At 67.0% G+C, this 23,948-nt stretch carries 25 protein-coding genes; 16 read left to right on the top strand and 9 right to left on the bottom strand.

Going from position 1 to position 23,948, the window contains the following annotated elements; genetic code table 11:
* Window positions 1-15: 15 nt before the first annotated feature.
* The 9 genes from hemA to ASD77_RS18670 all read left to right on the top strand — a co-directional run bounded on the left by hemA (window position 16) and on the right by ASD77_RS18670 (window position 9,771).
* Window positions 16-1,296 carry a glutamyl-tRNA reductase gene (gene hemA, locus ASD77_RS10350; RefSeq protein ID WP_055940735.1) on the top strand — a complete coding sequence of 427 codons (1,281 nt, stop codon included), beginning with the start codon at window positions 16-18 and terminating at the stop codon, window positions 1,294-1,296.
* Window positions 1,274-2,359, top strand: a complete 1,086-nt coding sequence (gene prfA, locus ASD77_RS10345) for a peptide chain release factor 1 (RefSeq protein ID WP_055940733.1) — start codon at window positions 1,274-1,276, stop codon at window positions 2,357-2,359. The genes hemA and prfA overlap by 23 nt, the downstream gene beginning before the upstream one ends.
* Window positions 2,356-2,802, top strand: a complete 447-nt coding sequence (locus ASD77_RS10340) for a GNAT family N-acetyltransferase (RefSeq protein ID WP_055940730.1) — start codon at window positions 2,356-2,358, stop codon at window positions 2,800-2,802. Before prfA ends, ASD77_RS10340 begins: the two co-directional genes overlap by 4 nt.
* 209 nt (window positions 2,803-3,011) lie before the next feature.
* Window positions 3,012-4,736 (top strand): tetratricopeptide repeat protein, encoded by a 1,725-nt coding sequence (locus ASD77_RS10335; RefSeq protein ID WP_055940727.1) that lies wholly within the window; start codon window positions 3,012-3,014, stop codon window positions 4,734-4,736.
* Between the two features lie 25 nt (window positions 4,737-4,761).
* Entirely contained in the window at window positions 4,762-5,280 is a 519-nt protein-coding gene (gene moaB / locus ASD77_RS10330) for a molybdenum cofactor biosynthesis protein B (RefSeq protein ID WP_055940723.1), read from the top strand.
* 16 nt (window positions 5,281-5,296) lie between these two features.
* Window positions 5,297-5,635: a helix-turn-helix domain-containing protein gene (locus ASD77_RS10325; RefSeq protein WP_055940720.1), complete on the top strand. Its 339-nt coding sequence runs from the start codon at window positions 5,297-5,299 to the stop codon at window positions 5,633-5,635.
* Window positions 5,636-5,668: 33 nt separating this feature from the next.
* Window positions 5,669-6,448 carry a polyphosphate kinase 2 gene (ppk2, locus tag ASD77_RS10320; protein ID WP_055940717.1) on the top strand — a complete coding sequence of 260 codons (780 nt, stop codon included), beginning with the start codon at window positions 5,669-5,671 and terminating at the stop codon, window positions 6,446-6,448.
* A gap of 3 nt (window positions 6,449-6,451) precedes the next feature.
* On the top strand, window positions 6,452-6,856 hold the full coding sequence (locus ASD77_RS10315) for a hypothetical protein (protein WP_055940713.1): 405 nt from the start codon (window positions 6,452-6,454) through the stop codon (window positions 6,854-6,856).
* Between the two features lie 581 nt (window positions 6,857-7,437).
* Complete coding sequence (locus ASD77_RS18670; RefSeq protein WP_327194188.1) at window positions 7,438-9,771, top strand: glycosyl hydrolase family 18 protein; 2,334 nt, start codon at window positions 7,438-7,440, stop codon at window positions 9,769-9,771.
* 66 nt (window positions 9,772-9,837) lie between these two features.
* On the opposite strand, the gene ASD77_RS10305 is transcribed toward ASD77_RS18670, so the two are convergent.
* Genes ASD77_RS10305 through ASD77_RS10295 form a run of 3 tightly spaced genes read right to left on the bottom strand, consistent with a single transcriptional unit; the run spans window position 9,838 to window position 11,950 of the window.
* Complete coding sequence (locus tag ASD77_RS10305) at window positions 9,838-10,104, bottom strand: acylphosphatase (RefSeq protein ID WP_055940709.1); 267 nt, start codon at window positions 10,102-10,104, stop codon at window positions 9,838-9,840.
* Window positions 10,104-10,676, bottom strand: coding sequence for a TlpA disulfide reductase family protein (locus ASD77_RS10300; protein ID WP_055940706.1), 573 nt, complete (start codon window positions 10,674-10,676; stop codon window positions 10,104-10,106). Before ASD77_RS10300 ends, ASD77_RS10305 begins: the two co-directional genes overlap by 1 nt.
* Window positions 10,673-11,950: a YihY family inner membrane protein gene (locus tag ASD77_RS10295; protein WP_055940703.1), complete on the bottom strand. Its 1,278-nt coding sequence runs from the start codon at window positions 11,948-11,950 to the stop codon at window positions 10,673-10,675. Before ASD77_RS10295 ends, ASD77_RS10300 begins: the two co-directional genes overlap by 4 nt.
* 77 nt (window positions 11,951-12,027) lie before the next feature.
* Between ASD77_RS10295 and wrbA the strand changes: the two genes are divergently transcribed.
* The 4 genes from wrbA to ASD77_RS10275 are packed head-to-tail and all read left to right on the top strand — an operon-like array spanning window position 12,028 to window position 14,175.
* Window positions 12,028-12,624, top strand: a complete 597-nt coding sequence (gene wrbA / locus ASD77_RS10290) for an NAD(P)H:quinone oxidoreductase (protein ID WP_055940700.1) — start codon at window positions 12,028-12,030, stop codon at window positions 12,622-12,624.
* Window positions 12,624-12,956, top strand: a complete 333-nt coding sequence (locus ASD77_RS10285; protein ID WP_055940698.1) for a DUF2069 domain-containing protein — start codon at window positions 12,624-12,626, stop codon at window positions 12,954-12,956. The genes wrbA and ASD77_RS10285 overlap by 1 nt, the downstream gene beginning before the upstream one ends.
* Window positions 12,953-13,669, top strand: a complete 717-nt coding sequence (locus ASD77_RS10280; RefSeq protein WP_055940696.1) for a hypothetical protein — start codon at window positions 12,953-12,955, stop codon at window positions 13,667-13,669. Before ASD77_RS10285 ends, ASD77_RS10280 begins: the two co-directional genes overlap by 4 nt.
* A 20-nt stretch (window positions 13,670-13,689) precedes the next feature.
* Window positions 13,690-14,175, top strand: coding sequence for an asparaginase domain-containing protein (locus tag ASD77_RS10275; RefSeq protein WP_055940694.1), 486 nt, complete (start codon window positions 13,690-13,692; stop codon window positions 14,173-14,175).
* A gap of 141 nt (window positions 14,176-14,316) precedes the next feature.
* Here ASD77_RS10275 and ASD77_RS10270 read toward each other — a convergent pair whose 3' ends face one another.
* Window positions 14,317-14,661, bottom strand: coding sequence for a GNAT family N-acetyltransferase (locus ASD77_RS10270; RefSeq protein ID WP_055940691.1), 345 nt, complete (start codon window positions 14,659-14,661; stop codon window positions 14,317-14,319).
* Between the two features lie 402 nt (window positions 14,662-15,063).
* Complete coding sequence (locus ASD77_RS10265; protein ID WP_055940688.1) at window positions 15,064-15,279, bottom strand: DUF4287 domain-containing protein; 216 nt, start codon at window positions 15,277-15,279, stop codon at window positions 15,064-15,066.
* A gap of 511 nt (window positions 15,280-15,790) precedes the next feature.
* Between ASD77_RS10265 and ASD77_RS10260 the strand changes: the two genes are divergently transcribed.
* Window positions 15,791-17,503: an EAL domain-containing protein gene (locus tag ASD77_RS10260; protein WP_162247621.1), complete on the top strand. Its 1,713-nt coding sequence runs from the start codon at window positions 15,791-15,793 to the stop codon at window positions 17,501-17,503.
* 85 nt (window positions 17,504-17,588) lie between these two features.
* On the opposite strand, the gene ASD77_RS18480 is transcribed toward ASD77_RS10260, so the two are convergent.
* From ASD77_RS18480 to ASD77_RS10245, 3 genes are read right to left on the bottom strand one after another with little or no spacing between them, the layout of a single operon-like run.
* The gene (locus ASD77_RS18480; protein WP_235578503.1) at window positions 17,589-18,146 is read right to left on the bottom strand and encodes a hypothetical protein; all 558 of its coding nucleotides are present in this window, start codon (window positions 18,144-18,146) and stop codon (window positions 17,589-17,591) included.
* 52 nt (window positions 18,147-18,198) lie between these two features.
* The gene (locus ASD77_RS10250) at window positions 18,199-19,581 is read right to left on the bottom strand and encodes a hypothetical protein (protein ID WP_055940681.1); all 1,383 of its coding nucleotides are present in this window, start codon (window positions 19,579-19,581) and stop codon (window positions 18,199-18,201) included.
* Complete coding sequence (locus tag ASD77_RS10245; RefSeq protein WP_156383548.1) at window positions 19,556-20,602, bottom strand: hypothetical protein; 1,047 nt, start codon at window positions 20,600-20,602, stop codon at window positions 19,556-19,558. The genes ASD77_RS10250 and ASD77_RS10245 overlap by 26 nt, the downstream gene beginning before the upstream one ends.
* A 604-nt stretch (window positions 20,603-21,206) precedes the next feature.
* Between ASD77_RS10245 and ASD77_RS10240 the strand changes: the two genes are divergently transcribed.
* Together ASD77_RS10240 and ASD77_RS10235 are read left to right on the top strand one after the other, a co-directional pair.
* Window positions 21,207-22,520, top strand: a complete 1,314-nt coding sequence (locus ASD77_RS10240) for a M12 family metallopeptidase (protein ID WP_055940676.1) — start codon at window positions 21,207-21,209, stop codon at window positions 22,518-22,520.
* A 10-nt stretch (window positions 22,521-22,530) separates the two neighbouring features.
* Window positions 22,531-23,550, top strand: a complete 1,020-nt coding sequence (locus ASD77_RS10235; protein ID WP_055940673.1) for an MvdC/MvdD family ATP grasp protein — start codon at window positions 22,531-22,533, stop codon at window positions 23,548-23,550.
* On the opposite strand, the gene ASD77_RS10230 is transcribed toward ASD77_RS10235, so the two are convergent.
* Window positions 23,477-23,803, bottom strand: a complete 327-nt coding sequence (locus ASD77_RS10230) for a YbaY family lipoprotein (protein ID WP_055940670.1) — start codon at window positions 23,801-23,803, stop codon at window positions 23,477-23,479. The two genes, ASD77_RS10235 and ASD77_RS10230, sit on opposite strands and share 74 nt — an antisense overlap.
* Window positions 23,804-23,948: the final 145 nt, after the last annotated feature.

The following is a 23,948-nucleotide window of genomic DNA, read 5'->3' as shown; positions in this document are numbered from 1 at the left end:
GCAAGCGCCTGAACGATGACGTTGTGGGTCCTCGGATTGAACCACCAGACCGCGCCGGTCGACCTGCGCGAACGGGTGGCGTTCGACGCCGGCACGGTGCCGCACGCGCTGTCGTCGCTGCGTGCGCTGCCCGACGTGGTCGAGGCCGCCCTGCTGTCCACCTGCAACCGCACCGAGCTGTATGCGGTGGCCGAGGACGGCGACGTGCTGGCGAGCTGGCTGGCCACCCATGCCGACGGCCTGGAAGGCTATCTCTACCGGCACAGCGACGCCGACGCCGTGCGCCACCTGTTCCGGGTGGCCACCGGACTGGACTCGATGGTGCTGGGTGAGCCGCAGATCCTGGGCCAGGTGAAGGAAGCCTGGGCCACGGCTCGCGAACACGGCGCGCTGGGCAACCGCCTGGACCGCCTGTTCCAGCAGACCTTTGCCGTGGCCAAGCGCGCGCGCACCGACACGCGGGTGGGCGCCAACCCGGTCTCGGTCGCCTCCACCGCCGTGCGGCTGGCGCAGAACTCCTTCGCCCGCCTCAGCGAATCCACGGTGCTGCTGGTCGGCGCCGGTGAGACCATCGAACTGGCCGCCAAGCACCTGAGCGAAGGCAAGGTGCGCCGGCTGCTGGTCGCCAACCGCACGCTGGCGCATGCGCAGGAACTGGCCACCCGCCACGGTGGTTACGCCCTGCCTCTGACCGAACTGGAACGGCACCTGGCCGAAGCCGACGTGGTGTTTTCCGCCACCGCCGCGCGCGAACCCGTCGTGCTGCAGGCCCAGGTCGCCGCCGCGCTGGCCAAGCGCAAGCACAAGCCCATGCTGCTGTTCGACCTGGCCGTGCCGCGCGACATCGAGGCCTCGGTGGCCGAGCTACGCGATGCCTATCTCTACACCGTCGACGACCTGGAACGCGCGGTCGAGGACAACCGCCGCAGCCGGCGCGAAGCCGCCGACGCCGCCGAGGCGATCATCGACGTGCAGGTCGGCCGCTTCATGGAGAGCCTGCTCGCCGGATCGCGCCAAGAACCGCTCAAGCGCCTGCGTGCGTTGGGCGAATCCACCCGCGAGGACGTGCTGGCGAAAGCCCGCCAGCAGCTCGCCAACGGCCGCGAACCGGAGCAGGTACTCGAATTCCTCGCCCACACGCTGACCAACCGCCTGCTGCATCCGCCGACCGCCGCCCTGCGCGAGGCTGCGATGAGCGGCGATGCCGACCTGGCGCGCGCCGCCGACCGCCTGTTCCCCGCGCACCCGCCCTATACCCATCTGAAGAAAGACGATGACGCCGACGCTGCGCCGTAAGCTCGAAGCGCTGGCCGAACGCCGGGAAGAACTCGAACGCCTGCTCGCCGACCCCGGCGTGATCGGCGACAGCGAGCGCTTCCGCAATCTCTCGCGCGAGTTCTCACAGCTGGAGCCGGTGGCCACCGCGATGGCGGAGGAAAACCGCGCACAGGCCGACCTCGCCGCCGCGCAGGCGATGCGCACCGACCCGGAACTGGCCGAACTGGCCGACGAGGAGATCGCCGCCGCCCAGCAGCGCCTGACGCAACTCGACGAGGAGCTGATGTTGCTGCTGCTGCCCAAGGACAACCGCGACGAGGGCAACCTGTTCCTGGAAGTGCGCGCCGGCACCGGCGGCGACGAGGCCGCGATCTTCGCCGGCGACCTGTTCCGCATGTACGCGCGCTACGCCGAGCGTCAGGGCTGGAAGGTCGAGATCGAATCCGACAGCCCCGGCGAACACGGCGGCTACAAGGAAATCGTGGCGCGGATCGTCGGTCGCGGCGCCTATTCCAGGCTCAAGTTCGAATCCGGCACCCATCGCGTGCAGCGTGTGCCGGAAACCGAATCGCAGGGCCGCATCCATACGTCGGCGGCGACGGTGGCGATCATCCCCGATGTGGACGAGGTGGACGACATCGTCATCAATCCTGCCGACCTGAAGGTCGACACGTTCCGCTCCTCCGGCGCCGGCGGCCAGCACGTCAACAAGACCGAGTCCGCCATCCGCATCACCCATGTGCCCAGCGGCGTGGTGGTGGAATGCCAGACCGAGCGCAGCCAGCACGCCAACCGCGACAAGGCGATGAAGCGACTGAAGGCGCAGCTGCTCGACGCCGAACGCAGCAAACAGCAGGCCGCGCAGGCGGAGACGCGCAAGCTGCAGGTCGGCAGCGGCGACCGCAGCCAGCGCATCCGCACCTACAACTTCCCGCAGGGCCGCATCACTGACCACCGCGTCGAAGGACTCACACTGTACGACCTGCCCAACATCATCCAGGGCAACCTGGACGAACTGATCGACCGGCTCAGTCGCGAGCACCTGGCCGACGAACTCGCTCGCCTGACGGAGGCCGCATGAATCCCGTCGTGCGCCGCACCGGACTGACGCACCTGGACGTCGTCGTCGACCTGTTCGACCAGTACCGCGGGTTCTACGGCCAGCCCTCCGACTTGGCGCTGGCGCGCGATTTCATCCGCGCCCGCATGGAACGCGACGAATCCGTCGTGCTGCTGGCGTGGATCGACGAGCGGGCCGTCGGCTTCACCCAGCTGTATCCCACGTACTCGTCGGTCAGCGCGGCGCGCGTCTGGACACTCAACGATTTGTTCGTGACGCCGGACGCACGCCGCAACGGCGTGGCCCGCGCGTTGCTGTCGGCGGCCGCGGATTTCGCCCGCGCCGATGGCGCGCTGCGACTGGAACTGGAAACCGACCACGACAATGCCAACGCACAGGCGCTGTACCGCTCGATGGGCTGGGCCGCGTACGACGGCACGCTGCGCTTCCGCCTGCCGCTCTGACCGCGGCGGTGAACACTGATTTCCCTACTGTGGGAGCGACGTCAGTCGCGAACAGGCTGTCGAGATCGCGACTGACGTCGCTCCCCCATTCGGAGATCCAGGCATCCGCGACTTGTCGTGCACGGTCGCCCGTCGCTAGGCTGCATGCATGATCGCCGCGACCTCTCCCGCTGCATATAGCACCTGCGGCATGGGCCCCGGAAATCGCGATGGCCGCTGAAGGCCCGCGCGACGAACGCGCGCAACTGCGGCAGCGGGTGCAGCGAGCCCCGCAGGACTTCATCGCGTGGGTGATGCTGTCCGATGCCGAGCTCGACCACGGCGACGCCGATGCAGGGCAGCGCGCCGCCGAGCGCGCGTTGAATCTCCGCCCCCGCCATCCCGAAGCCCTCGCGCGGCTCGGCCGCAGCCACTGGCTGTCGGGTCGGCACGTGCAGGCCGCGCAGGCGTTGAGCGAGGCCGCCGCGCAAGCGCCGCAGCATCCCGGCATTGCGCTGTGGCTGGGCCATGCACTGGAAGACGCCGGTGAAGCCGAAGCCGCCGCGCAGGCCTACGAACACGCCTACCGGGTGGTGCCGAACGAGCCGATGTTCGCCGCCCATCTGCTCAACTGGCGCCGCAAGCTGTGCGACTGGCGCGAGCTGGATGCGCTGTCGGCGCAGGTGCGTCGCGCCGTGCGCGAAGGCAACGGAGTCGTGGAACCGTTCGCCTTCCTCAGCGAAGACGCCAGCGCGGACGAACAGCTGGCTTGCGCGCGTCAGCGTGCGCAGGCGCTCGCATCGGTGATCCGGCCGCTGCCGCCGGCCCCGCGCGCGCCGGCGGACACCCCGCTCCGCCTTGGCTTCCTGTCCAACGGCTTCGGCGCGCATCCCACGGGTCTGCTGACGGTCGCCTTCTTCGAAGCCCTGAAGGCGCAGGACGCGCTGGCCGCGCACCTGTTCGCGCTCTCACCCGATGATGGCAGTCCGATCCGGCAACGGTTGCAGGCAGCGACGCAGTTGCACGACCTCTCCGGACAACCGCACGCGCGCATCGCGCAGGCCATCCGCGATCAGCGCATCGACGTGCTGTACGACCTACGCGGCTGGGGCGGCGGTGGCACGCCGGAAGTACTGGCGATGCGGCCGGCGCCCGTGCAGGTCAACTGGCTGGCTTATCCCGGCACGTCCGGCGCGCTGTGGATCGACTACGTGCTGGCGGACCGTTTCGCCCTGCCCGCTGCGTTGACGCCGGGCTTTAGCGAAGCGGTCGCCTGGCTGCCCGGCGCCTTCCAGCCGTCGGACACCCGTCGCGCGATCGACACGCCTCCGTCACGCGAAGCCTGCGGGCTGCCTGCTGTCGGCGTGGTCTATGCCTGCTTCAACAACAGCTACAAGATGAATCCACGCAGCATGACGCGGATGTTGCACGTGCTCGCCGGCGTTGAAGGCAGCGTGCTGTGGCTGCTGTCCGGGCCAGGCCTTGCCGATGATCGCCTGCGCGCGGCAGCACAGGCGCACGGCGTGGATCCGGCGCGGCTGGTGTTCATGCGCAAGCAGCCCCATGCGGACTATCTGGCGCGCTACCGGCATGCCGACCTGTTCCTCGACACGCATCCGTACAACGCGCATACCACCGCGTCCGATGCTCTGTGGGCCGGCTGTCCGGTGTTGACCTGCCCCGGCGAGACGTTCGCCGCGCGCGTGGCCGGCAGCCTCAACCATCATCTCGGTCTGGACGACATGAACGTGGCCGACGACGCGGCGTTCGTCGCCGCGGCGATCCGGCTGGGCCACGATGCCGCGGCGCGCGCGGAGCTGCGCACGCGCCTGCAGAACGCACGCGTGGACGCACCACTGTTCGACATGCCGCGCTTCGTGGAAGGCTTCGCCGACATCGCCCGGCGCATGGCGGACCGGCAGCGCGCGGGCCTGCCGCCCGCGCCACTCGACTGACCCGCGATTGCGCTACCCTGCGCGCATGAGCCATGCCGATGCCCTGATCCCGCTGCACCTGTGCGTGCTGACCGTCTCCGACAGCCGCAGCCTCGCCGACGACCGTTCCGGCGATTACCTCGCCGAAGCACTGACGCAGGAAGGCCACCACCTGCACGACCGCGTCCTGCTGCCCGACGACCGTTACCGGCTGCGCGCATGCGTCTCGCAATGGATCGCCGATCCGGACGTCGACGGCATCCTGGTGACCGGCGGCACTGGCTTCACCGGTCGCGATTCCACGCCCGAGGCGCTGCTGCCGCTGCTGGACAAGGAAATGCCCGGCTTCGGCGAACTGTTCCGGCATGTGAGCGTGGAGGAAATCGGCACCTCGTCGCTGCAGTCGCGCGCCTTCGCCGGCCTGGCCAACCAGACCTTCATCTTCTGCCTGCCGGGCTCCACCTCGGCCTGCCGCACGGCGTGGGAGAAGATCATCCGCGCCCAACTCGATGCACGCACCCGCCCCTGCAACCTGGCGACGCTGCGTCCCCGCCTGAAGGAATGAGCAAGGAGAGCCCGCGATGTCCCTCGATGCCACCCTGCGTCTGCTCACCAAGGCCAGCGGCCTGACGGCCGCCGATCTCGCCGCCGCCATCCCGCGTGCCGGCGTGGCCACGGTGAAGTCGTGGCTCGCCGGCGAGAAGCTGCCCGGCGGCGACCAGCTCGCCGCGCTGGCGCGTGCGTTCGGTGTTCCGGCCGGCGCCCTGCTGTCGGAACTGGCGACCACGCTGGACCCCGCCCGCACGCAGGGCGAACACGACCTGTTGGCCGCCTACCGCGCGCTCAACACCCGCCAGCAGGGCGCGCTGCTCGAAGTCGCCCGCGGCATGGCTGGCCACACCGCCCGCCGCAAGCGCTGAATCCCTTCCCCCACCACCGCACAGGATGCCGCGATGAAAGCCCTCAAGCGCAAGGAATACGAAGCCCGCCTCAAGCCGCTGCAACTGGAGCTGGCCGCGATGGCACGCTGGGCCTCGCATGTCGGTGCGCGCATCGTGGTGGTGATGGAAGGCCGCGACACCGCTGGCAAGGGCGGCGCCATCGGCGCGATCACCGAACACCTCAACCCGCGCCAGTGCCGCGTGGTGGCGCTGCCCAAGCCCAGCGAGCGCGAAGCCTCGCAGTGGTATTTCCAACGCTACATCACGCACCTGCCGGCGGCGGGCGAGATCGTCCTGTTCGACCGCAGCTGGTACAACCGCGCCGGCGTGGAGAAGGTGATGGGCTACTGCAGCGACGAGCAGCACGCGCGTTTCCTCGCGCAGGCGCCCGTGTTCGAGAAAGGGATCACCGATGACGGCATCCTGCTGTTCAAGTACTGGCTGTGCGTGGACCAGGCGCAGCAGGAAGAGCGCTTCGCCGAACGCGCCGAAGAACCGTTGAAGAGCTGGAAGCTGTCGCCGATCGACCTGAAGGCGCGCGAGAAGTACGCCGACTACACCGCCGCGCGCGAAAGCATGCTCAAGGCCACCCATACCAGGCACGCGCCGTGGACGCTGGTCGACTTCAACGAGCAGCGCATCGGCCGCCTCACCCTGATCCGCGACCTGCTGGACCGCCTGCCCGATACGCAGGTGCCACTGGAACCGCTGGGCCTGCCGCCGCTCAAGGGCAAGCTGCACAAGGAACGCTACGGCGTGCTCAAGCCGATCAAGCCGCACCACGGCGGCTGACGCATGCGGTTGCCGCTGATGGCCGCGCTGTGGCTGGCCGCATCGCGCGCGCTGGCGCAGGACGCCGTTGCGGCATCCGACGAGGCCGATGCGACGACGCTTGAAACCCTGACCGTCCGGCCCGAGCCGGAGGAAGTGGTGGACCTCTACCGCTTCGAGAATCCGGTCGAGGTCGAGCCCACCGTCTTCGACCGCAGCTGGAAGGAACCGACCAGCCTGGAGCAACTGGGCAAGAACGGCGGCATCGTGCCGGTGCTGGCCGGACTTGCGGCGAAAGGCATACAAACCGGCGCACGCAAGATCCCCGGCTGGAAGGAACCTCGGCAAGAGGTGATCGCACGCCCACCGCCGCTGGACGAGGAACAGGCCGCGCGGGCCTTGCGCCTGCAGCAGTCCGGCGACCCCTGAGGCTGCATCACCGGCCGCAGTGCCCTGCGCAGACCATCGACGCAGGCGCACGTCGACGACCGCGCGACGACCGCCCGATCCTGCCCTGCGAACTGCCGGGCTCGCTGCCCGACATCCCGTTGGCGGACAAACCGTCGGCCGCGTCGTCACCGACAGCGAACAGGCATCTTCACGCCGGGGCGGACAGTGCATGCACACGCCAGACAACGACGACCAGCGTCGCATCCGGCACGCCATCGACAGGTCGCTACGGGACATCGTGCGGTCACCGCGTGTCCGTGCGCCGCACGCGTGAATGCGGGCGCGATGATGCGCGCCCTGCGTACGCGCCTCCACGGTTGACGCATGGCATGTCGCACGCCGGCAGGTTCCGTCTGCTTACCAGCGCGACACAGCCATTGCAGCGCCAACAATTGCGATAGTCCAACTGCATCACATCCGTTCATGCCGGCGTACGGCATACCGGCAACCGGCCGATGCCGACACGCACCGACCGCCCCCACACCGCACTACCCGCCACGACGGGGACTGCCTGCGCAGTCCGCGACCTTCACCTTACGCACGGCTATGGGAGAGTGAACATGTTGAGGAGCTTGGGCAGGATCTATTGGCTGATCGGAGCACTGGCGATGACCGCCAGTGGCAGCGCCTACGCGCAGACCGTCAGCTGCAGCGGCGTACCCGCGTGGACGTCATCCACCATCTACAACCCCGGCGACCGGCTGGTGTACCAGAACCGGCTTTACGAGGCGAAGATCCAGATCTGGAATGCACCCCCGACGCATTGCACGAGCTGCGGCTGGTACCAGGACCTGGGCGCGTGCGGCACCGGCAGCAACCAGCCGCCCGGCGTGACGCTGACGGCACCCGCCAACGGCGCATCGGTCGCCACCGGCAGCACGGTGACCGTCAGCGCCACCGCCAGCGACAGCGACGGCACCATCGCGCGCGTGGAATTCTTCCGCGGCACGACGTCACTCGGCGTGGATACCGCATCGCCGTACACCGTCAGTTGGAGCAACGCGACCGCCGGCAGCCATGCCTTCCGCGCGGTCGCCACCGACAACGGCGGCGCGACCGCCCAGTCGGCCACCGCGACGATCACCGTGGGCACGGCCTCCGACACCGTCGCGCCCAGCGTACCGGGCGGATTGAACTCGCCATCGAAGACCGCGTCCAGCGTGTCGCTGGCATGGAATGCCTCCACCGACAACAGCGGTGGCAGCGGGGTGGCCGGTTACGACGTCTACCGGAACGGCTCGCTCGCGGGCTCGGCCACCGGCACCAGTTACACCAGCACGGGACTGTCGGCCAGCACCGCGTACAGCTTCACGGTCCGCGCACGCGACAATGCCGGCAATGCCTCCGCACAGAGCGGCGCCATCAGCGTAACGACATCGGCCATCAGCGACAGCGTCGCACCGTCGGTGCCCGCCAATCTGGCCGTGGTCGGCCAGACCGGCAGCAGCATCTCGCTGGCGTGGAACGCCTCCACGGACAACAGCGGCGGCACCGGCGTGGCCGGATATGACATCTACCGCAATGGCACGCTTGCCGGGTCGTCCAGCGGCCCTGCCTATACCGTGACCGGACTGGCCGCCGCCACCAGCTACAGTTTCACCGTCCGTGCGCGCGACGCGGCCGGCAACGCATCGGCACAGAGTGCGGGCATCACCGGCAGTACCACGTCCGGAGGCGGCGGCAGCAAGCGGCTGCTCGGCTACTTCGTGCAGTGGGGCATCTACGCGCGCAACTACCGGGTGAAGAACATCGACACCAGCGGTACCGCCGCCAAGCTCACCCACATCAACTACGCCTTCGGCAACGTGCGCAACAATCGCTGCGAGGTCGGCGTGACCCAGCCCACCAACGAGGCCACCGGTGCCGGCGGCGATGCGTTCGCCGACTACACCAAGGCCTTCAGCGCGGCCGAAAGCGTCGACGGCGTGGCCGACACCTGGGACCAGCCGCTGCGCGGCAACTGGAACCAGCTGAAGGAACTGAAGGCCAAGCATCCCGGCCTGAAAGTGCTGATCTCGCTGGGCGGCTGGACGTGGTCGCGCGGCTTCGCCGAGGCCGCCAGGCCCGCCAACCGGCAGGCCTTCGTGGCCTCGTGCATCGACGCCTACATCCGCGGCAATCTGCCCGTCACCGACGGCGCAGGTGGCACGGGCGCGGCGCTGGGGGTGTTCGACGGCATCGACCTGGACTGGGAATATCCCAATGCCTGCGGCCTCAGCTGCGGATCGGCGGAGGACCGCGCCAACTTCACCGCCCTGCTCGCCGAGTTCCGCCGCCAGCTCAACGCGGTGCGTCCCGGCCTGCTGCTCACCGTGGCGGTGGGTGCCGGCGTCGACAAGATCGCCGCCACCGATCCGGGCCAGTACGCGCAGCACCTGGATTTCATCAACATCATGAGCTACGACTTCCACGGCACGTGGGAACCCCGCACCAACCACCATTCGGCGCTGTTCGATTCGCCCAACGATCCTTCCACCGGCGACATCCGGTTCTACAACAGCAATGATGCGGTCGAGGCTTTCCTGCAGCGCGGCGTGCCGGCGTCGAAGTTGAACCTGGGCATCGGTTTCTACGGCCGTGGCTGGACCAATGTGCCCAACGTCAACAACGGCCTGTACCAGAGCGGCAGCGCTGCCGCGGGCACGTACGAAGCGGGCAACGAGGACTACCGCGTGCTGAAGAACCTGGCCTGGCCCAGCTTCATCGATCCCGTCGCGCGCGCGCACTGGATCTACAACGGCACCACGTTCTGGTCGTTCGACAACCCGGCGATCATCACCGAGAAAATGAACTACACGAAGGTGCAGGGACTGGGCGGTGCGTTCTTCTGGGAGCTCAGCGGCGACGATGCGCAGGGCACACTGGCCAAGACGATGAGTGCGGGATTGGAGTAACCGCAAGGAATGGAGAGGAAGCGGCCGGTTGGCCGCTTCCTTTCTTCTCCCGCCACGAAAATCGCGTCAGCCGGTCACGAAACCTTCGTTGACGGCCCCGTCCCAGTTGCTGCGCGCCACGTCGTCCACGCGGGCCGACGGCGGCCCGTGCCGCAGCCAGGCCTCCAGTGCATCGAGCGCATCGGCATCGCCGTCGGCGATCACTTCCACGCGGCCATCCGGCAGATTGGTCGCACGACCCGACAGCCCCAGGTCCAGCGCACGCTCGCGGGTGGACGCGCGGAAGAACACGCCCTGCACCTTGCCACTGACCAGGAAGCGCGCCGTCGCCATCACACCTTCGCTTTCGGACCGCCCGCTTCGGCGATGGCGGCCTCGATCTCCTTGCCCGTTACAGGGCCGAGGAACTGCTTGGCCACCTTGCCGTCCGGCGCAATCAGGTAGGTGAGCGGCAGCCCGCGCGGCGTGGCGAAGTCGGCCGGCGGGTTGTACACATCGAGGATCGCGATGGGATACACCACCGGCCGTTCTTCCAGAAAGGCCTTCAGGTCGTCGGCTTCGATCTCTTCATAAGCCAGCCCGATCACCTCGATGTGCTCGTTGTCCTTGTCCAGCGCAGAGAGATCCGGCATCTCCTTCAGGCACGGCGCGCACCAGGTGGCCCAGAAGTTCACCACCACCCACTTGCCGCGCCGTGCGGCCAGCGTGTAGTCGGCGCCATCGAGCGTCTTGACCTGCAATACAGGCACCTCCGCCGTGCGGTCGGCAGGCTTCTCCTCATCGGGGTCCACGGTCTGCACATGCGCCTCGATCGCCGGCTCCGCCACGTCGGCGGGCGCCGAACCTGCATTGCACGCGGCCAGCAGCAACACCGCTGCCAGTGTCAGGGAGGAAACGGACTTCATGCAGGCTCCTGGTGGGATTCGGTGAACAGGTCGCTGACGCGTTTCTTCAGCAGTTCGCGCAAGGGCATGCGCAGGTCGTCCACTGCGACGCGTGCAGCGCGACCCAGGGCGTCGTCGTGGAACGGCAGGTGCGCTTCGGCCACGGGAATGCGCAGCTGGCAGGCTTCGTACAGGTCGCACAGCGTCAGGTCGTCCAGGTCGCGCGCCAGCAGCCACTCGCCTTCCTCGTCGCGGCGCAGCAGGTTGATCTCGGACAGCTGGCCCAGCATCTGCTGGATCAGCGAATCGGTCAGCATCGGCTCCATCGCCAGGATCTGGTCGCTGTGCAGCCCCTTGCCTTTCTCCCGCGCCTGCGCAAAGCGCCCCAGCATGCGCAGCAGGCCGTACAGCTCGTAGCCGATCGGCAGTCGCAGCGCCACCGGCTGGTAGCGGAACGCGGCCATGCCCGAGGCCAGCGACGCACCCAGCAGCACCGCCACCCAACACAGGAAGATCCACAGCAGCAGGATGGGCGCCGCCGCCACAGCGCCATAGATCTTCTGGTAGGTGTTGAAGCTGCCGAGATAGGCGCCCAGGCCCCACTTGGACAGTTCCAGCAGCACCGTCGCCAGCAACGCGCCGGCCACGGCGTAGCGCCACTTGATGGTCCGGTGCGGCACCACGCGGTAGATCACCACGATGGCCGCCAGTTCGATCAGCACCGGCGCCACACTCAGCGACAGCGTCTGCAACCAGCGGCCACCGTCGGTGGCGAACACCGGCAAGGCATAGAAGCGCGCGGACAGCGCCAGCGAGGCCGCCGCCATCAGCGCGCCCAGCGTCAGCACGGTCCAGTACACCAGGAAGCGGGACAGCTTCGGCCGCGCACTGCGCACCCTCCAGATGCGGTTGAAGGTGGCCTCGATGCTGTTGAGCGTGATCAGCAGCGACGCCACCAGCGCGATCACACCCACCGCGGTCAGCTTGCCGGTGTTGGCCAGGAAGCCGTCCAGCTTCTCCTTCAGGCTGACCGCCGCGCCCGGCAGGAAGTTGGCGAAGATGTAGTCGCGTAGCTGCGCGCTCCATTCCTGGAACACCGGGAACGCCGACAGCACGCCGAACACCACCATCGCCAGCGGCACCAGTGCGAACAGGGTGGTGTAGGCCAGCGAACCGGCGGCCTGGAACAGGCGGTCGTCGAGGAAGCGCTTGGCCAGGAAGCGGAAGAACGTGCCCATGCGTGCGCGGTCGCGCATGCGTTCGGTCCAGCGGTTCAACGAGTCCAGAGGCTCCATGGGCGGAAGGGTAACCGATGCGTCATGGAGGCGACATCGCCGATACTAGGCACTTCCCCGGTGATGAAGACGGTCCGATGCCCGAGATCCTGGTGCTCTACTACAGCCGCGGCGGCTCCGTGGCGCGGCTGGCGCGGCAGATCGCGCGTGGCGTGGGCGAAGTGGACGGCATGTCCGCACGGCTGCGCAGCGTGCCGCCGGTGGCGGCGGTGACCCAGCAGGCCGCACCGCCCGTGCCCGAAGACGGCGCGCCTTACGTGGACAGGCAGGACCTGGCCGACTGCGCCGGCCTGATCCTGGGCAGCCCCACCCGCTTCGGCAACATGGCCGCGCCGGTCAAGCACTTCATCGACGGCCTGGGCGCCGAATGGGCCAGCGGCACGCTGGTCGGCAAGCCGGCGGCGGTGTTCACCTCCACCGCCACCCAGCACGGCGGGCAGGAATCCACGCTGCTGTCGATGCAGGTACCGCTGCTGCACCACGGCTGCGTGATCGTCGGCATTCCCTTCACCGAGCCGCAGCTCAGCAGCACGCGCACCGGCGGCACGCCGTATGGCGCCAGCCATGTGGCCGGTGGCGACGACGACCCGCAGCCCAGCGAGGAGGAAGCCGCACTCGCCCGCGCGCTCGGCCGCCGCGTGGCGGATATCGCCCGTCGCCTGGGGGTGAACTGATGGACCGCTCGCGCCTGCTGCTCGCCGGCCTGCTGCAACTGCTGGCCATCCTGTATGCCGTATGGTTCTGGGGCGACCGCCAGTACACGCTGGCGTTGCTGGTGTTCGCACTGCCGCCGATCCTGTTGATGATCGGGGTGATGGCGCGCCGGCGTACGGCGGCGTTCTGGGCCGGCGTGTTCGCGCTGTTCTGGTTCTCTCACGCAGTGATGGTGGCGTGGGCCGACCCGGTGAAGGCGAAGTTCGCTTGGGTGGGCATCGTGCTGTCCATCGGCATCGTGCTGGCGACCAGCTGGCCGGCGTTCGCCAAGCGGTTCGGCAGGAAGGGATGAGGCGCTTTGCCGTCGCGCTGTTCTTCTGCGCCTTGGCGCCGTGCGCGGGGGCGCAGGACGCGGTGTGCGAACCCGTCGAACCGGCGCGTGTGGAGAACCGCGATGGCAGCGTGCTGACCGTGCGGACCGAATGTCCTTCGCCCGGGCTGCGTCGCCACATCGCCGAGCTCACGTGCGATGCCGGGCATAGCTGCGACCGCCTGGAGGTCGATCAGGAAACGGCCTACACCCCGATGGGCAACGCCGGGCTGGTGGATGTGGACGGGGACGGCCTGCATGAGGTCGAGATCCGCGGCGCGTGCGGTGCGGGGCCGAACTGCGAGGGCGATATCTACCGGATCGACCCGGCCACGCGGACGCTGCAGCACTTCTTCAGCGGCGGCTACTACGAGCTGCAGTTCATCGACGGGTGGCTGGTGCAGGCCGGGCGCAGCAGTTGCTGCAGTTGGAACTACCTGATGTGGAAGCTGGATGCCGTCCATTCGCTGCCGCTCGACGACGGCAACAGGCACCTGCGGGCACAGGTGGACGGCAGTGGCGCCACCTACGACGAAGACGGTCGCGGCGACGCGCAATGCACGTTCCTGCGGGAAAGCGGCGATAATCGCGTGGTGGTCGCACCGCCTTCGCCGGGACTGGAAGACATGATCTGCCGGCACTACGGCGAGGCGTACCGCCTGACACCCCCGGATACAACGCCAGGCGCGCCGTGAGCGCCGGCAGGAGCCTTGAGATGGACGAGCTGCTGATCGTCACCACCGGTGGCACGATCGACAAGATCTACTTCGACGACAAGTCCGACTACCAGATCGGCGACCCGCAGATCGGCATGATCCTGCGCGAGCTGGGGGTGACGTTCCGTTTCACGGTCATCCCGATCCTGCGCAAGGACTCGCTGCATATCACCGACGAGGACCGCGAGCTGATCCGCGCCACCATCGCGGCGCAGCCGACCCGGCACGTGCTGGTGACGCATGGCACCGACAGCATGGTGCAGACCGGCCATGTGCTGGCCTCGATCACCGACAAGACCATCGTCATGACCGGCGCCCTCAGCCCCGCCCGCTTCCGCGGCTCGGACGCGGAGTTCAACATCGGCTGCGCGATCGGCGCCGTGCAGTCGCTGCCGACGGGCGTGTACATCGCCATGAACGGACGGATCTGGGATCCGGCGAAAGTGCGGAAGAATGTGGCGGCGAACCGGTTCGAGGCGATTTGAGGCCGACAGGCGGATGGATGCTGCAGCAACAACAAGGCCCGCTGATGCGGGCCTTGTGCTTTCACGAGGGAGGGAATCGTTCTCCGACCCTCAAGACCTCATCGGAAAACGCACTCTGTCCTCTGTTTCGAAGGATCAGGCCTACGGCGGCGTGATGACGAACGCGCAGAGGCTTGCCGACAGTGGGACAGCCTTTGCGCCCATGGCCTCATACAGCGCAATAGCCCGGTGGTTGCTGGAACGCACATTGTTGATCACCAGCTCGCGGCACGCCTTCTCACGCGCTTTCTGTCGCAGCTGCTCGATCACCGTACTGCCATAGCCACGCGAGCGCTGTCTCGAATCGATCTCGATCTTCTCCAGCACGAAGCTCTCGCCGGGCTCGAACCAGCCATGGGCACGACCTACCCGGCGTCCATCGAGCCATGGCTCGATGACATAGTGACGCCGCTGCTCGCTCTCTTCAAAGCGCCAGTCCGTTTTCATCTGGAGATCGTTTGCTTTCAATGCTTGTCTACTTGTCTGCTATGGCCGAACACCTGAATCAAGCCGGACCGCGTGGCGGCCAGGACAAAGGCGAGCAGGGGGTCCGGGAACGGGCGCCAGAATACCTCCTCCCAAGCGGATCCGCGCGACCAGCGCGGCGGAACCGACAAAGCATGTGCCCGTGACGCACGGCACCGACAGAGCATAGGTCATAGGTTGGGGTGAGCGCAGCGAAGCGCAACACCGTCTCCGTCCTCTGCACGGAAGCGTCCACGAGGTAAGCCAACCGCGCACGCCGAGAGCTCAAGGATCCATCACCTTCAGCGCGCGTTGGGGTTCACAAGCTCACTCCAACCTATGCCCCTGCCGCGAACGCCACGGCACATGGACGAGCGTCGCCTCCTAACCCCCGTGCTTCGTCCTGTGATAAGCCACCAGCGCATTCGCGTGTCCGTGGCCCATCTTGTGCTCCGTCTTCAACAACGCCACCTGCTCCATGTGCTTGCGGTCGCTGACGGCCTCCAGGATCTTGAACCAGTGCTCGACGGGCCTGCCGTACCGCTTCTCTATCGAGGGGAAGTAGGAAGCCGGACCTTTCATCTTTTCGTTCGTCGCCATTACAGTTCTCCTCACGATGGAATGAGGCAGCCGCATCGCCACGTGGGCACGCCTGGCCTGCCTTGCCTAACCGACGAAGGCGCGCGCGCCGGATCGACACGGCCAGTGATCCCTGCGGTCCGCGCCGCGACACAGCAAAAAACGCTACGGGCATGGTCTCTACCCGCTCTTTCACTCCTCTTTCCCGACCCCCACTGTCACATCACACAATAGACGCTGACACGTATTCTGCGGCGCAAACCCTACCCTGATCCCGGCTTGCGATGCCGCCGCTGCATGACAAGCGCATCGCGCGTGACAGCCCCGTTCGGCGGGAGGATGATCGCGACGGAAACAGAGCGCAGCGACTTCGCCTGTTTCCGGACGCCACCGGCGTCCATGCAGACACCGGAGATCTCCGCATCGCGGCATGCGTGCGGGGATAACGCGAACCGACTCCGGACGAACGGGGAAGCCGATAGCGCGAGCAGCCTGGGCTTCCTCTTCCGCACCTTTACTGGAGCGGGTGGAGATGACGACGCGACGCGCGGTACACGTGGGATTCGCTGCCATGCTGCTCGGGTACTGGGCAGGATTGGCGGCGGGCATCGACGCGCACTGGTTCACGCACGGGATCTACGTTGCGGTGATGATCGCTGCCACCGCCATGCTCTACCTGCGTGCGGCCCGGATCCGCGAGGAACGTTCGGCATGGGCGCTGCTCGCGTTGGGGTTCACTCCGTGGACGCTGGGTTGGGTGCTGCATCTGGGTGGCGAGGCATTGGGAAATCCCTGGATATCACCGGGCCCCATCGACATGTTCTGGATGTCGCTGTATCCGTTCGCGATGGCGGCGCTGTTCCAGCTCGGGCGCCAATTGAGTGGACTGGGCACGGCGCTGCTCACGGACATCCTGACCATCACCCTGGTGACCGCGGGCCTGGTGACCGCGCTGGCGCTTCCACCGCTGCTGGCGACCGAAAGCCTCGGTGAACTCGGCCGCCTCATCGTGGTCGCCTATCAGGTCGGCGACAGCATCCTCGCCGCCATCGCGGTGGTGGCGTTCGCGCTCGCCGGCAGGCAGGTCAGTGTCGCCTGGATGCTGCTCGCCGCCGCGATCCTCACGCTGGGCGTCGCCGACACCGCCTGGACGTTGGAAGCCGCCGCCACCGGTCCGGTGCCGGGCATGATCGCGTCCAACGCGCTCTATCCGCTCGGACCCGTGCTGGCCGCCGCGGCGGCGTGGCAGGCACCGCGCGATCGCAGCACCCGCTTCACCGGCGCCGAGATACGCATCCATGCGGCCGTCGTGCTGGGGGTGCTGCTCGGCATCGGTTTGCTGGCGGCGAACGAATGGATCGCCGTTCCCGCCGTGTCGGTGCTGCTGGTGGCGATGGGCCTGGCGGCGGCCATGCACCGGATCTGGCGGGCATTGCTGAAGGTCCTGCGCACCACGCGCTCCGCCGCACGGGAGCGGGAACTCGTCAACGACGTCCGTCATGCGCTCGCCGCCGGCGATCTCCAGCTGCACTATCAACCATTGGTCGACCTCCGGACAGGCGCGGTGCATGGCGTCGAAGCGCTGCTGCGGTGGGACGCGCGGCGTCCAGACGAGTTCCTGCCCGCGGTCGAGCGCACCGATCTCATTCGGGCGATCACCGACTTCGTGCTGGATCGCGCGCTCGACGATCTTGCAGGGTGGCGCGCATCGGGTCACGACATCGGGGTATCCATCAATCTCGCCGCCGCGAATCTCGGCGAGATCGATCTGCCCGAACGCGTCGCCAATGCGCTGCTCCAGCACCGGCTGCCGGGCCATCTGCTGACACTGGAAATCACCGAGACCGCCGCCTTGGGCGAGGGCGCGCTCCCCGATCGGGTGGTCGCCGCCTTGAGCGCCGCGGGCGTGGCGTTTTCCATCGATGATTTCGGCACCGGGCATTCCTCCCTGGTGCGCATTGCCCGCTTCCCGATCACCGAGATCAAGATCGACCGCTCCTTCGTGAACGATATGAAGCACGCCAAGCTCCCGATCGTCGCCACCAGCATCACCCTCGCCCGCAGTCTCGGCATGCGCGTCGTCGCAGAAGGTGTCGAGGACGCCGAGACCATGGCGCAGCTGCGCATGCTCGGCTGCGACATCGGCCAGGGCTATTACTTCTCCAGGCCGGTGACGCGGGGTGAGCTGAGTCGATGGTTGCTTCGGGCACCGGTAGCGCGCGAATCCGCGGGTGGTTCGGGCTGACGCTCCGTTTTACGCTCGGCCGGATACTGACCCGGACAGGTTTCGGTCCAGAATCAGTCGCCCGTAGCACGCAATCTCCCGCACGCTAGGGCCTCGGCTTGGCCGCGCGATACTGGCCCTTCTCGCCGACGCGAGCCCCGGCAGGATCGGCGTGGACGCAGATGACACCTCCGCAGATCACCGCGTCGGAGGCGTAGAACGCCTGCACGACCGGCACGGCGTCCTCGTAGCGCTGGAGCTCTTCCTTCGTGCTGGCCAGTTCGCGCCGGTAGTAGCCCAGAACCGCCCAGGCCGCGAACACCACCAGCACGAGCACCGTGCCAGCGGAAATCAGCCACATCCAGACCATGCGACCAGCACACCTGATCTGCGCGGATGCACCCGCCACCGCCGCGCCATACTCGGCCGTGACCGGCGACACCGCATCGTGCGCCTCATGGGCGATGCGCGCGCTGGCGCTGTCCACGATGCCGCCGACATCGCGACGGAACTGGCCAACCTCCTGCCGAAGCGATTGCACCTGCTCGTTGATGGCCGCACTCATGCGCGCCTCCCGCTGGACCATCTCCGCCCGCAACACCATCAGCGCCTTGATGGCGTCGGCTGACGTGACGTTCGTAGACACTGCATTGGCGTCTTCCATGGCGACTCCCTTGTTCTCGACATCCGTGTGAATGGGGCACTCAGACGCGCTTCTAGCGCACCATCTGGCGGTCCTGAGACGTAGCATGTTCGGAAGCCTGGTGCTGCGCGAGCCACCGCTCACCCTGCGCCTCCATCTCCCGACCTTCCGCCGAACGCGCGAACTCGGTCGCCGCACGATCCGCCGCGGCGCTGTCGCCGGACATGACAGCGGCGAGGTAGCGGTCAGCAACAGAATGGGGCAGAGCACCGGCGTCGGCTCGGTGTCCGACAGCATGATCATCGGCCCGCGTTTCCTGCAGCCCATCCGCTGCAGGTTGAGGTTGCTCGATCCTTTGTCCATCTTCCCGGCCCACAGCGTGGAGCAACCCGCCGTCCGTGGAAGTCAGTACGTACTGCCAACGGGTCTGCTGGGGATTTCCTAAGACCGCGGAAATGAACTCTGGGTACTCCCCTGGATGTATCGTCTGGCAACCCGCCGAGTCTGTGTTGTGCGGCGATCCGGCATGGATCTTGAAAGAGTTGTTCAACCGTCGAATGCCGTCGATGTCATCCTGGGTGAACCACCCGTCACCATTCGTATCTCGCTGTACGAGATCAGCATTCCGGGGCGCGCTGGACTGCTCGGGGGTTGGCCTCAACGAGAAGTCATTGGCATTACCCCTGGCAGGATGCGTGCTTCTCAGCATTTCGAAGGAGCCTTCCGCCATGCGCCCGAGGTCCGGAATCGCGTCATTATTCGCTCGCTCTCCCTGCGGCCGACGCCATTGGACGTTTGCGTAGACCGTGTCCTCTCGACCAGGCGCAGGGCGCGCATGCGCATCGTACTGCGCTGTTGGCTCAGTGTTCGCGCGATCGGCAATGAACCAGTGCCGGTTTCCGTCCATATCTTTCCGTAGCACCACGATGTGGTCGTCATACACGCCGGTGCCCCGACGCAACTCTCGCTCATGGGCTCCGGGAATTCGTGGGTCGTCCATGGCCGCTACTGTGGATGTCTCCTTTCGTAGCCCAAGGATCACGCTGTCCCCATTTCTCAACGCGTCGAAAGCATCACGATTGCCACGCACCTCCACCATGCTTGCGTAAACGTCGAATCTCTGATCCTGCGTCAGGCCAACCAGCTCATTCGGTGCGGTCGCGTCCCTACCGTTGTACTCGGGCATCCGAGGTGGGCGAGTCGACTGCTGCAGGCGCTCAAGCACGTAAGCCATCTCTGGCGCCTGTTGTCCACCCATCCGATCCAGCTCCACGCTTGCCCCTCCCGCAACGTAACGATCCAGGGCTTCCTGCACGACCAGCCTCTCACCTGCGCGCTCCTGTTCAAGCATACGAAGGGCCTCAGCGCCCCGGCCTTGCTGGAGGTGCTCGATCACCCTGTCCGCAGCTGCACGAATGTCGATGTCGGTCTCATTGATCGGATGAGGATTCGTCATTTGGCCCTCCTGGCCGTTGGGTAGACATAGGGATGAGATAGCGATCCGCGCGACTGTCGTATCCGGCATCACACGCGGACGAGACCGGTCCAGCGATACGACAGGGCCAGAGCGCCGGGGAGATCGTCTCGCGCAGTTCCATGCGCCTTCCATTCCAAACCAGGAAGCCAAAGTGGGCTACGTTTCTCTTGCCCCAGTAGTAGTCCTCAAAGGCGCGCGGATCCGATGACGGCATGTCGGGCGGCTGATAGTCGCCCTCCTGCACAGGGCGTAACACCCAGCGCAGGACCGGAACATAGGCCAGTCTGCTGACGTCCATGTGGATGTCGCTATCGACGGCGTCACCGCTCTCTCGAATGTACGCTCCATAGCGAACCTGCTCTTGGGCATCCATGCGCGGTGGCGGCGGCGATGCTTCGGACGTCACATCCCGGGGCACCTGATCCTTCTCCACCCGATAGAGCGTGAACTTGCGTCGGTACATGCCTGCAGGACGACACTGACGCTCCCTCGCCGAGCTCCTGATGGGTAACTCTTCACACTCGGGGCCATACACCATGTACACGGTGACGTCCGGGTCAGGACCCTCGAGGGACCGGATCCAGAATGGACTGTAGGAATCGAGGACCGCGAGGATGTCGTGACGCTGACCCATACCCTTGACGAATCTGAAACTATGTCTTGATCCGGAGAGTCTTTCCCGCTCGGACTCCACCAAGAGCGGGTGCTGGTCCGGAATGTTGCGAATGAAGGAGGCAAAGTGTTCTGGCAGCTTGCCGGTGCAGGCCATGTCTTCCAATGGCTCATCGGTGATTGTACCAGCGCTGCAATCAGCGCCCATCGCAAGCTCTTCTGTGTAGACAGATGCTTGAAGATTGCCTGTCACGGTGTACGAGTTTGCAACCTGCCCGTGTTGCGGAGAGCTCGCACCGCTCTGAGCTTCGCTTGGCACAGAGGCGCAGGCTGCGAGCGACAGCGCAAACACCAAACTCATGAGCGCTGCCGGGCTACTGATCGACATATCGGGTTCTCCTTTCAGACATCGCCCCTTTCTTGTCGCTGCCTGCGTTACGCAGGCATCGGAGCGGTGATCGCCACGTTCGTACACCTCGCGCGGAGGAAATGCATGTAGCTGCAGGGCGATGCTTGGTTTTCTGGCAACGATCAGGACGATGGCAATGTGATATGCACATGGCCGTGCGCAAGGTGCGCTAAGTAACGCAAGGACAAGGTCGAAGCTTGTCCACACACCCTCGCGACATCGCGTCGAGCGCACCCCAAGAATGTGACAACTGCGCCGAGATCTGACGGCGCATGACGCATGCGCGAAGCCATGTAAATGAATGTAGTCGATTCCGTCGCGTGTGCTGACGAGCGGTATGCCCTCGCTGGCCCATGCACTGGGACGCGCGCGTTGTTGAAGAGTGAAGCAGAGCAGAACACGACCGCACGCCCGCGATCGACGCGCGATCGCGATGCCCGAAGCCCTTCCTGCGCAAGGCGCTTCCCGCATGTCACCGGCCCTCTCCTCTGCTGCAGTCGCGGCGTGATCGCCCACGGGGTGCATCCGCCGGCACGCTCGCACCCTCGCGAGGAAGTCCGTTCATCCAACAGGAGATCCGCACATGGCAACCAAGAAGAATCCCCCATCGCGCGCCGCAGGCGGCGGATCGAACGATGGTGGCAGCGGCAGGTCGGGTGAGTTCAGGGGCGCGGGACCGGTGCGCACCGCGCTGATCCGCGGCGACACCTTCGGCGTCAGGCCCGTGCAGTACGTCGAGGTCGATGGCATGGCGATGTTCGAAGGCGATATCGTGCTGGGCACGGTGGAGGAAGTGGAGCGCATGTCGGACATGCTGCGCGAGGAAAGCGCGTCGGGCGTCGTGCATGCGGTGATGATCTCCGGCGCGCAGTTCCAGTGGCCCAACTGCCGCGTGCCCTTCACGATCGACGCAGCGCTGCCCAACCAGCAGCGGGTGACCGACGCGATCGCGCACTGGGAGGCCAACACGCGCTTCCGCTTCGTGCCGCGGACGACCGAAGCCGACTTCGTCACCTTCCGCACCGGCTCGGGCTGCTCCGCGCAGGTCGGGCGGCGCGGCGGCCAGCAGTTCGTCAACCTCGCGGCGGGCTGCACGCTGGGCAACACGATCCACGAGATCGGCCATGTGGTCGGGCTGTGGCACGAACAGAGCCGCGAGGACCGCGATATGTTCGTCCGCATCAACTGGGAGAAGATCCAGTCCGGCTTCGAGCACAACTTCAACCAGCACATCACCGACGGCGACGACATCGGGCCCTACGACTACGGCTCGATCATGCACTACCCGCTGAACGCGTTCAGCGTGGACGGCAGCAACACCATCACGCCGATCGTCACGGTGCCGCCCGGCACGGTGATCGGCCAGCGCGCGGCGCTGTCGGCCGGCGATATCGCGGCGGTCAATTCGCGCTGCCCCGCCGTGACCATCAAGGAATCGATCAAGGACAACATCGCCGATACCCGCAAGGAACAGATCTTCGATACGCGCAAGGAGCAGATCAAGGACATCCGGCTGGACACGCGCAAGGAACTGATCACCGACACGCTGAAAGAACAGATCCGCGACACGGTCAAGGAAGGCGTGTTCGACCCCGGCCCGACCCTGGCCGAGAACGTGTTCACGCCCGGACGGCCGCCCATCCAGGTGAACCCGCAGATCAATCCGCAGATCAATCCCGCACTCGCCGGCAGCACGCCGTTCGCGGTGGCCACGCCCCACGAGGCCACGGCCGCCAGCGTCGCGGGTACGGCGGCCGAGCTGGACAACGAACTGCATCAGCTGGCGGAAGAACTGGCGCGGCTGGATGCCGCCCGCGGCTCGCTGCAGGCCCAGTACGACCAGACCCGCGCACTGCTGGAGCAGATGCTGCGGCAGGACGACGGCGCGGCCGGCTGAGGAGCCCGTGATGATCGTGGTGATCTCCCATCCGGACGATGCACACGCCATGCGCGTGATCCGTTGCCTGGAAGAACGCGGTGAGCCGGTCCTGTTGCTGGACCTGGCCCAGCTGCCCCGCCATGCGACCCTGACGGTGGACTACCGGCATGGGCCGCGTCCGCAGATCCGCTATCGCCAGGCCGATGGCACGGTCCATCCGCTGCACGAGGCGAGCGCGGTCTGGTGGCGGCGCCCGCAGGCACCGGACCTGTCGGAGGTGACCGATCCGCAGACCCACATGTTCACCGCCAACGAGTGGAACGAGGCGCTGAACGGCCTCTGGCAGCTGCTACAGGACGCACGCTGGATGAACGAGCCGACCCGCGACGACGCCGCGTCGCGCAAGGCCCGCCAGTTGCGGGTGGCGGCGGAAGTCGGGCTGCGCACGCCGCGCACGCTGATCACCTCCGACCCCGACGAGGCGCGCGGCTTCATCCGCGACCTCGCGCCCCGGGACGTCATCTACAAGACCTTCTCGTGCACCCATGCCATCTGGCGCGAGACGCGCATGCTGCGGGAAGCGGACCACGCACAACTGGACACCGTGCAGGTCGCACCGGTGATCTTCCAGGAGTACGTGCCCGCCCGCGCCGACCTTCGCGTCACCGTGGTCGATGGCAGGCTCTTTCCGGCCGCCATCGCATGGACGCCGCGCGCCGGCTCGATCGATTTCCGTCGCAACGTGGGCGAAGCCACGATCACCGCCGAGGTCCTGCCCGCAGACGTGCACGACCGCGTGCTGGCGCTGATGGAACGGCTTGGCCTGGTCTACGGAGCGATCGACCTGCGACGCACGCCGGATGACGAGTACTACTTCTTCGAGGTGAACACCGCGGGCGAGTTCCTGTTCATCGAGGACCGCACCGAGCTGCCGATTGCCTCGGCGATCGCCGACTGGCTGGCGGGGCGGGCGCTCAGCCTACCCGACGCAGTTCCACGCGCATCCGCGCGGCCGCGTGCGATGCCAATGGATACGATTGCGTCGTGATGTAGTCGCCGACGGAGACCTTGCCGTCGCCATCCGCATCCAGGTGCACCCAGACGATGGCGCCGGATGCCAGCGCATCCAGGCGCAGCTCGACGCGGAACAGCGCTGCGTCGGCTGGCGTGCGGGTTTCCATGCGATGCAGGACACGGGCCGGACCATCCGCCCAGGAGCCGTCGCGCACTTCGACCTTCAGCGCACTGCCCGGCGGCAGTGCGGTCCCGTCAGCAGCCACGATGTCCAGCCAGAGGTCCATGCGTGCCGAGTATAAGCAAATGCCGGCGCTGCGCCTCGCCGGGGGCCTCCATCCGTCGGGCGGCGCGCGCGTGACCCGGAAACGTCGAATCCCCGGCGCGGAGCCGGGGATTCGCCATGCGCATCCTGCGCGTTCCCCTCAGGGG

The organism is Pseudoxanthomonas sp. Root65, assembly GCF_001427635.1.
Taxonomy (GTDB): Bacteria; Pseudomonadota; Gammaproteobacteria; order Xanthomonadales; family Xanthomonadaceae; genus Pseudoxanthomonas_A.
The sequence above is the reverse complement of the archived record's forward strand: the minus strand, read 5'-3'. Positions and strand labels throughout refer to the sequence as shown.

What these genes read in the sequence shown, in the direction of transcription:
- prfA (WP_055940733.1), top strand. Translation starts at nt 1,274, where the DNA reads ATGACGCCGACGCTGCGCCGTAAGCTCGAAGCGCTGGCCGAACGCCGG.
- ASD77_RS10300 (WP_055940706.1), bottom strand. Translation starts at nt 10,676, where the DNA reads ATGAAGTCCGTTTCCTCCCTGACACTGGCAGCGGTGTTGCTGCTGGCC.
- ASD77_RS10315 (WP_055940713.1), top strand. Translation starts at nt 6,452, where the DNA reads ATGCGGTTGCCGCTGATGGCCGCGCTGTGGCTGGCCGCATCGCGCGCG.
- ASD77_RS18670 (WP_327194188.1), top strand. Translation starts at nt 7,438, where the DNA reads ATGTTGAGGAGCTTGGGCAGGATCTATTGGCTGATCGGAGCACTGGCG.
- ASD77_RS10305 (WP_055940709.1), bottom strand. Translation starts at nt 10,104, where the DNA reads ATGGCGACGGCGCGCTTCCTGGTCAGTGGCAAGGTGCAGGGCGTGTTC.
- moaB (WP_055940723.1), top strand. Translation starts at nt 4,762, where the DNA reads ATGAGCCATGCCGATGCCCTGATCCCGCTGCACCTGTGCGTGCTGACC.
- ppk2 (WP_055940717.1), top strand. Translation starts at nt 5,669, where the DNA reads ATGAAAGCCCTCAAGCGCAAGGAATACGAAGCCCGCCTCAAGCCGCTG.
- wrbA (WP_055940700.1), top strand. Translation starts at nt 12,028, where the DNA reads ATGCCCGAGATCCTGGTGCTCTACTACAGCCGCGGCGGCTCCGTGGCG.
- ASD77_RS10240 (WP_055940676.1), top strand. Translation starts at nt 21,207, where the DNA reads ATGGCAACCAAGAAGAATCCCCCATCGCGCGCCGCAGGCGGCGGATCG.
- ASD77_RS10340 (WP_055940730.1), top strand. Translation starts at nt 2,356, where the DNA reads ATGAATCCCGTCGTGCGCCGCACCGGACTGACGCACCTGGACGTCGTC.
- ASD77_RS10270 (WP_055940691.1), bottom strand. Translation starts at nt 14,661, where the DNA reads ATGAAAACGGACTGGCGCTTTGAAGAGAGCGAGCAGCGGCGTCACTAT.
- ASD77_RS10335 (WP_055940727.1), top strand. Translation starts at nt 3,012, where the DNA reads ATGGCCGCTGAAGGCCCGCGCGACGAACGCGCGCAACTGCGGCAGCGG.
- ASD77_RS10285 (WP_055940698.1), top strand. Translation starts at nt 12,624, where the DNA reads ATGGACCGCTCGCGCCTGCTGCTCGCCGGCCTGCTGCAACTGCTGGCC.
- hemA (WP_055940735.1), top strand. Translation starts at nt 16, where the DNA reads ATGACGTTGTGGGTCCTCGGATTGAACCACCAGACCGCGCCGGTCGAC.
- ASD77_RS10295 (WP_055940703.1), bottom strand. Translation starts at nt 11,950, where the DNA reads ATGGAGCCTCTGGACTCGTTGAACCGCTGGACCGAACGCATGCGCGAC.
- ASD77_RS10260 (WP_162247621.1), top strand. Translation starts at nt 15,791, where the DNA reads ATGACGACGCGACGCGCGGTACACGTGGGATTCGCTGCCATGCTGCTC.
- ASD77_RS10325 (WP_055940720.1), top strand. Translation starts at nt 5,297, where the DNA reads ATGTCCCTCGATGCCACCCTGCGTCTGCTCACCAAGGCCAGCGGCCTG.
- ASD77_RS18480 (WP_235578503.1), bottom strand. Translation starts at nt 18,146, where the DNA reads ATGGAAGACGCCAATGCAGTGTCTACGAACGTCACGTCAGCCGACGCC.
- ASD77_RS10230 (WP_055940670.1), bottom strand. Translation starts at nt 23,803, where the DNA reads ATGGACCTCTGGCTGGACATCGTGGCTGCTGACGGGACCGCACTGCCG.
- ASD77_RS10265 (WP_055940688.1), bottom strand. Translation starts at nt 15,279, where the DNA reads ATGGCGACGAACGAAAAGATGAAAGGTCCGGCTTCCTACTTCCCCTCG.
- ASD77_RS10235 (WP_055940673.1), top strand. Translation starts at nt 22,531, where the DNA reads ATGATCGTGGTGATCTCCCATCCGGACGATGCACACGCCATGCGCGTG.
- ASD77_RS10280 (WP_055940696.1), top strand. Translation starts at nt 12,953, where the DNA reads ATGAGGCGCTTTGCCGTCGCGCTGTTCTTCTGCGCCTTGGCGCCGTGC.
- ASD77_RS10245 (WP_156383548.1), bottom strand. Translation starts at nt 20,602, where the DNA reads ATGTCGATCAGTAGCCCGGCAGCGCTCATGAGTTTGGTGTTTGCGCTG.
- ASD77_RS10250 (WP_055940681.1), bottom strand. Translation starts at nt 19,581, where the DNA reads ATGACGAATCCTCATCCGATCAATGAGACCGACATCGACATTCGTGCA.
- ASD77_RS10275 (WP_055940694.1), top strand. Translation starts at nt 13,690, where the DNA reads ATGGACGAGCTGCTGATCGTCACCACCGGTGGCACGATCGACAAGATC.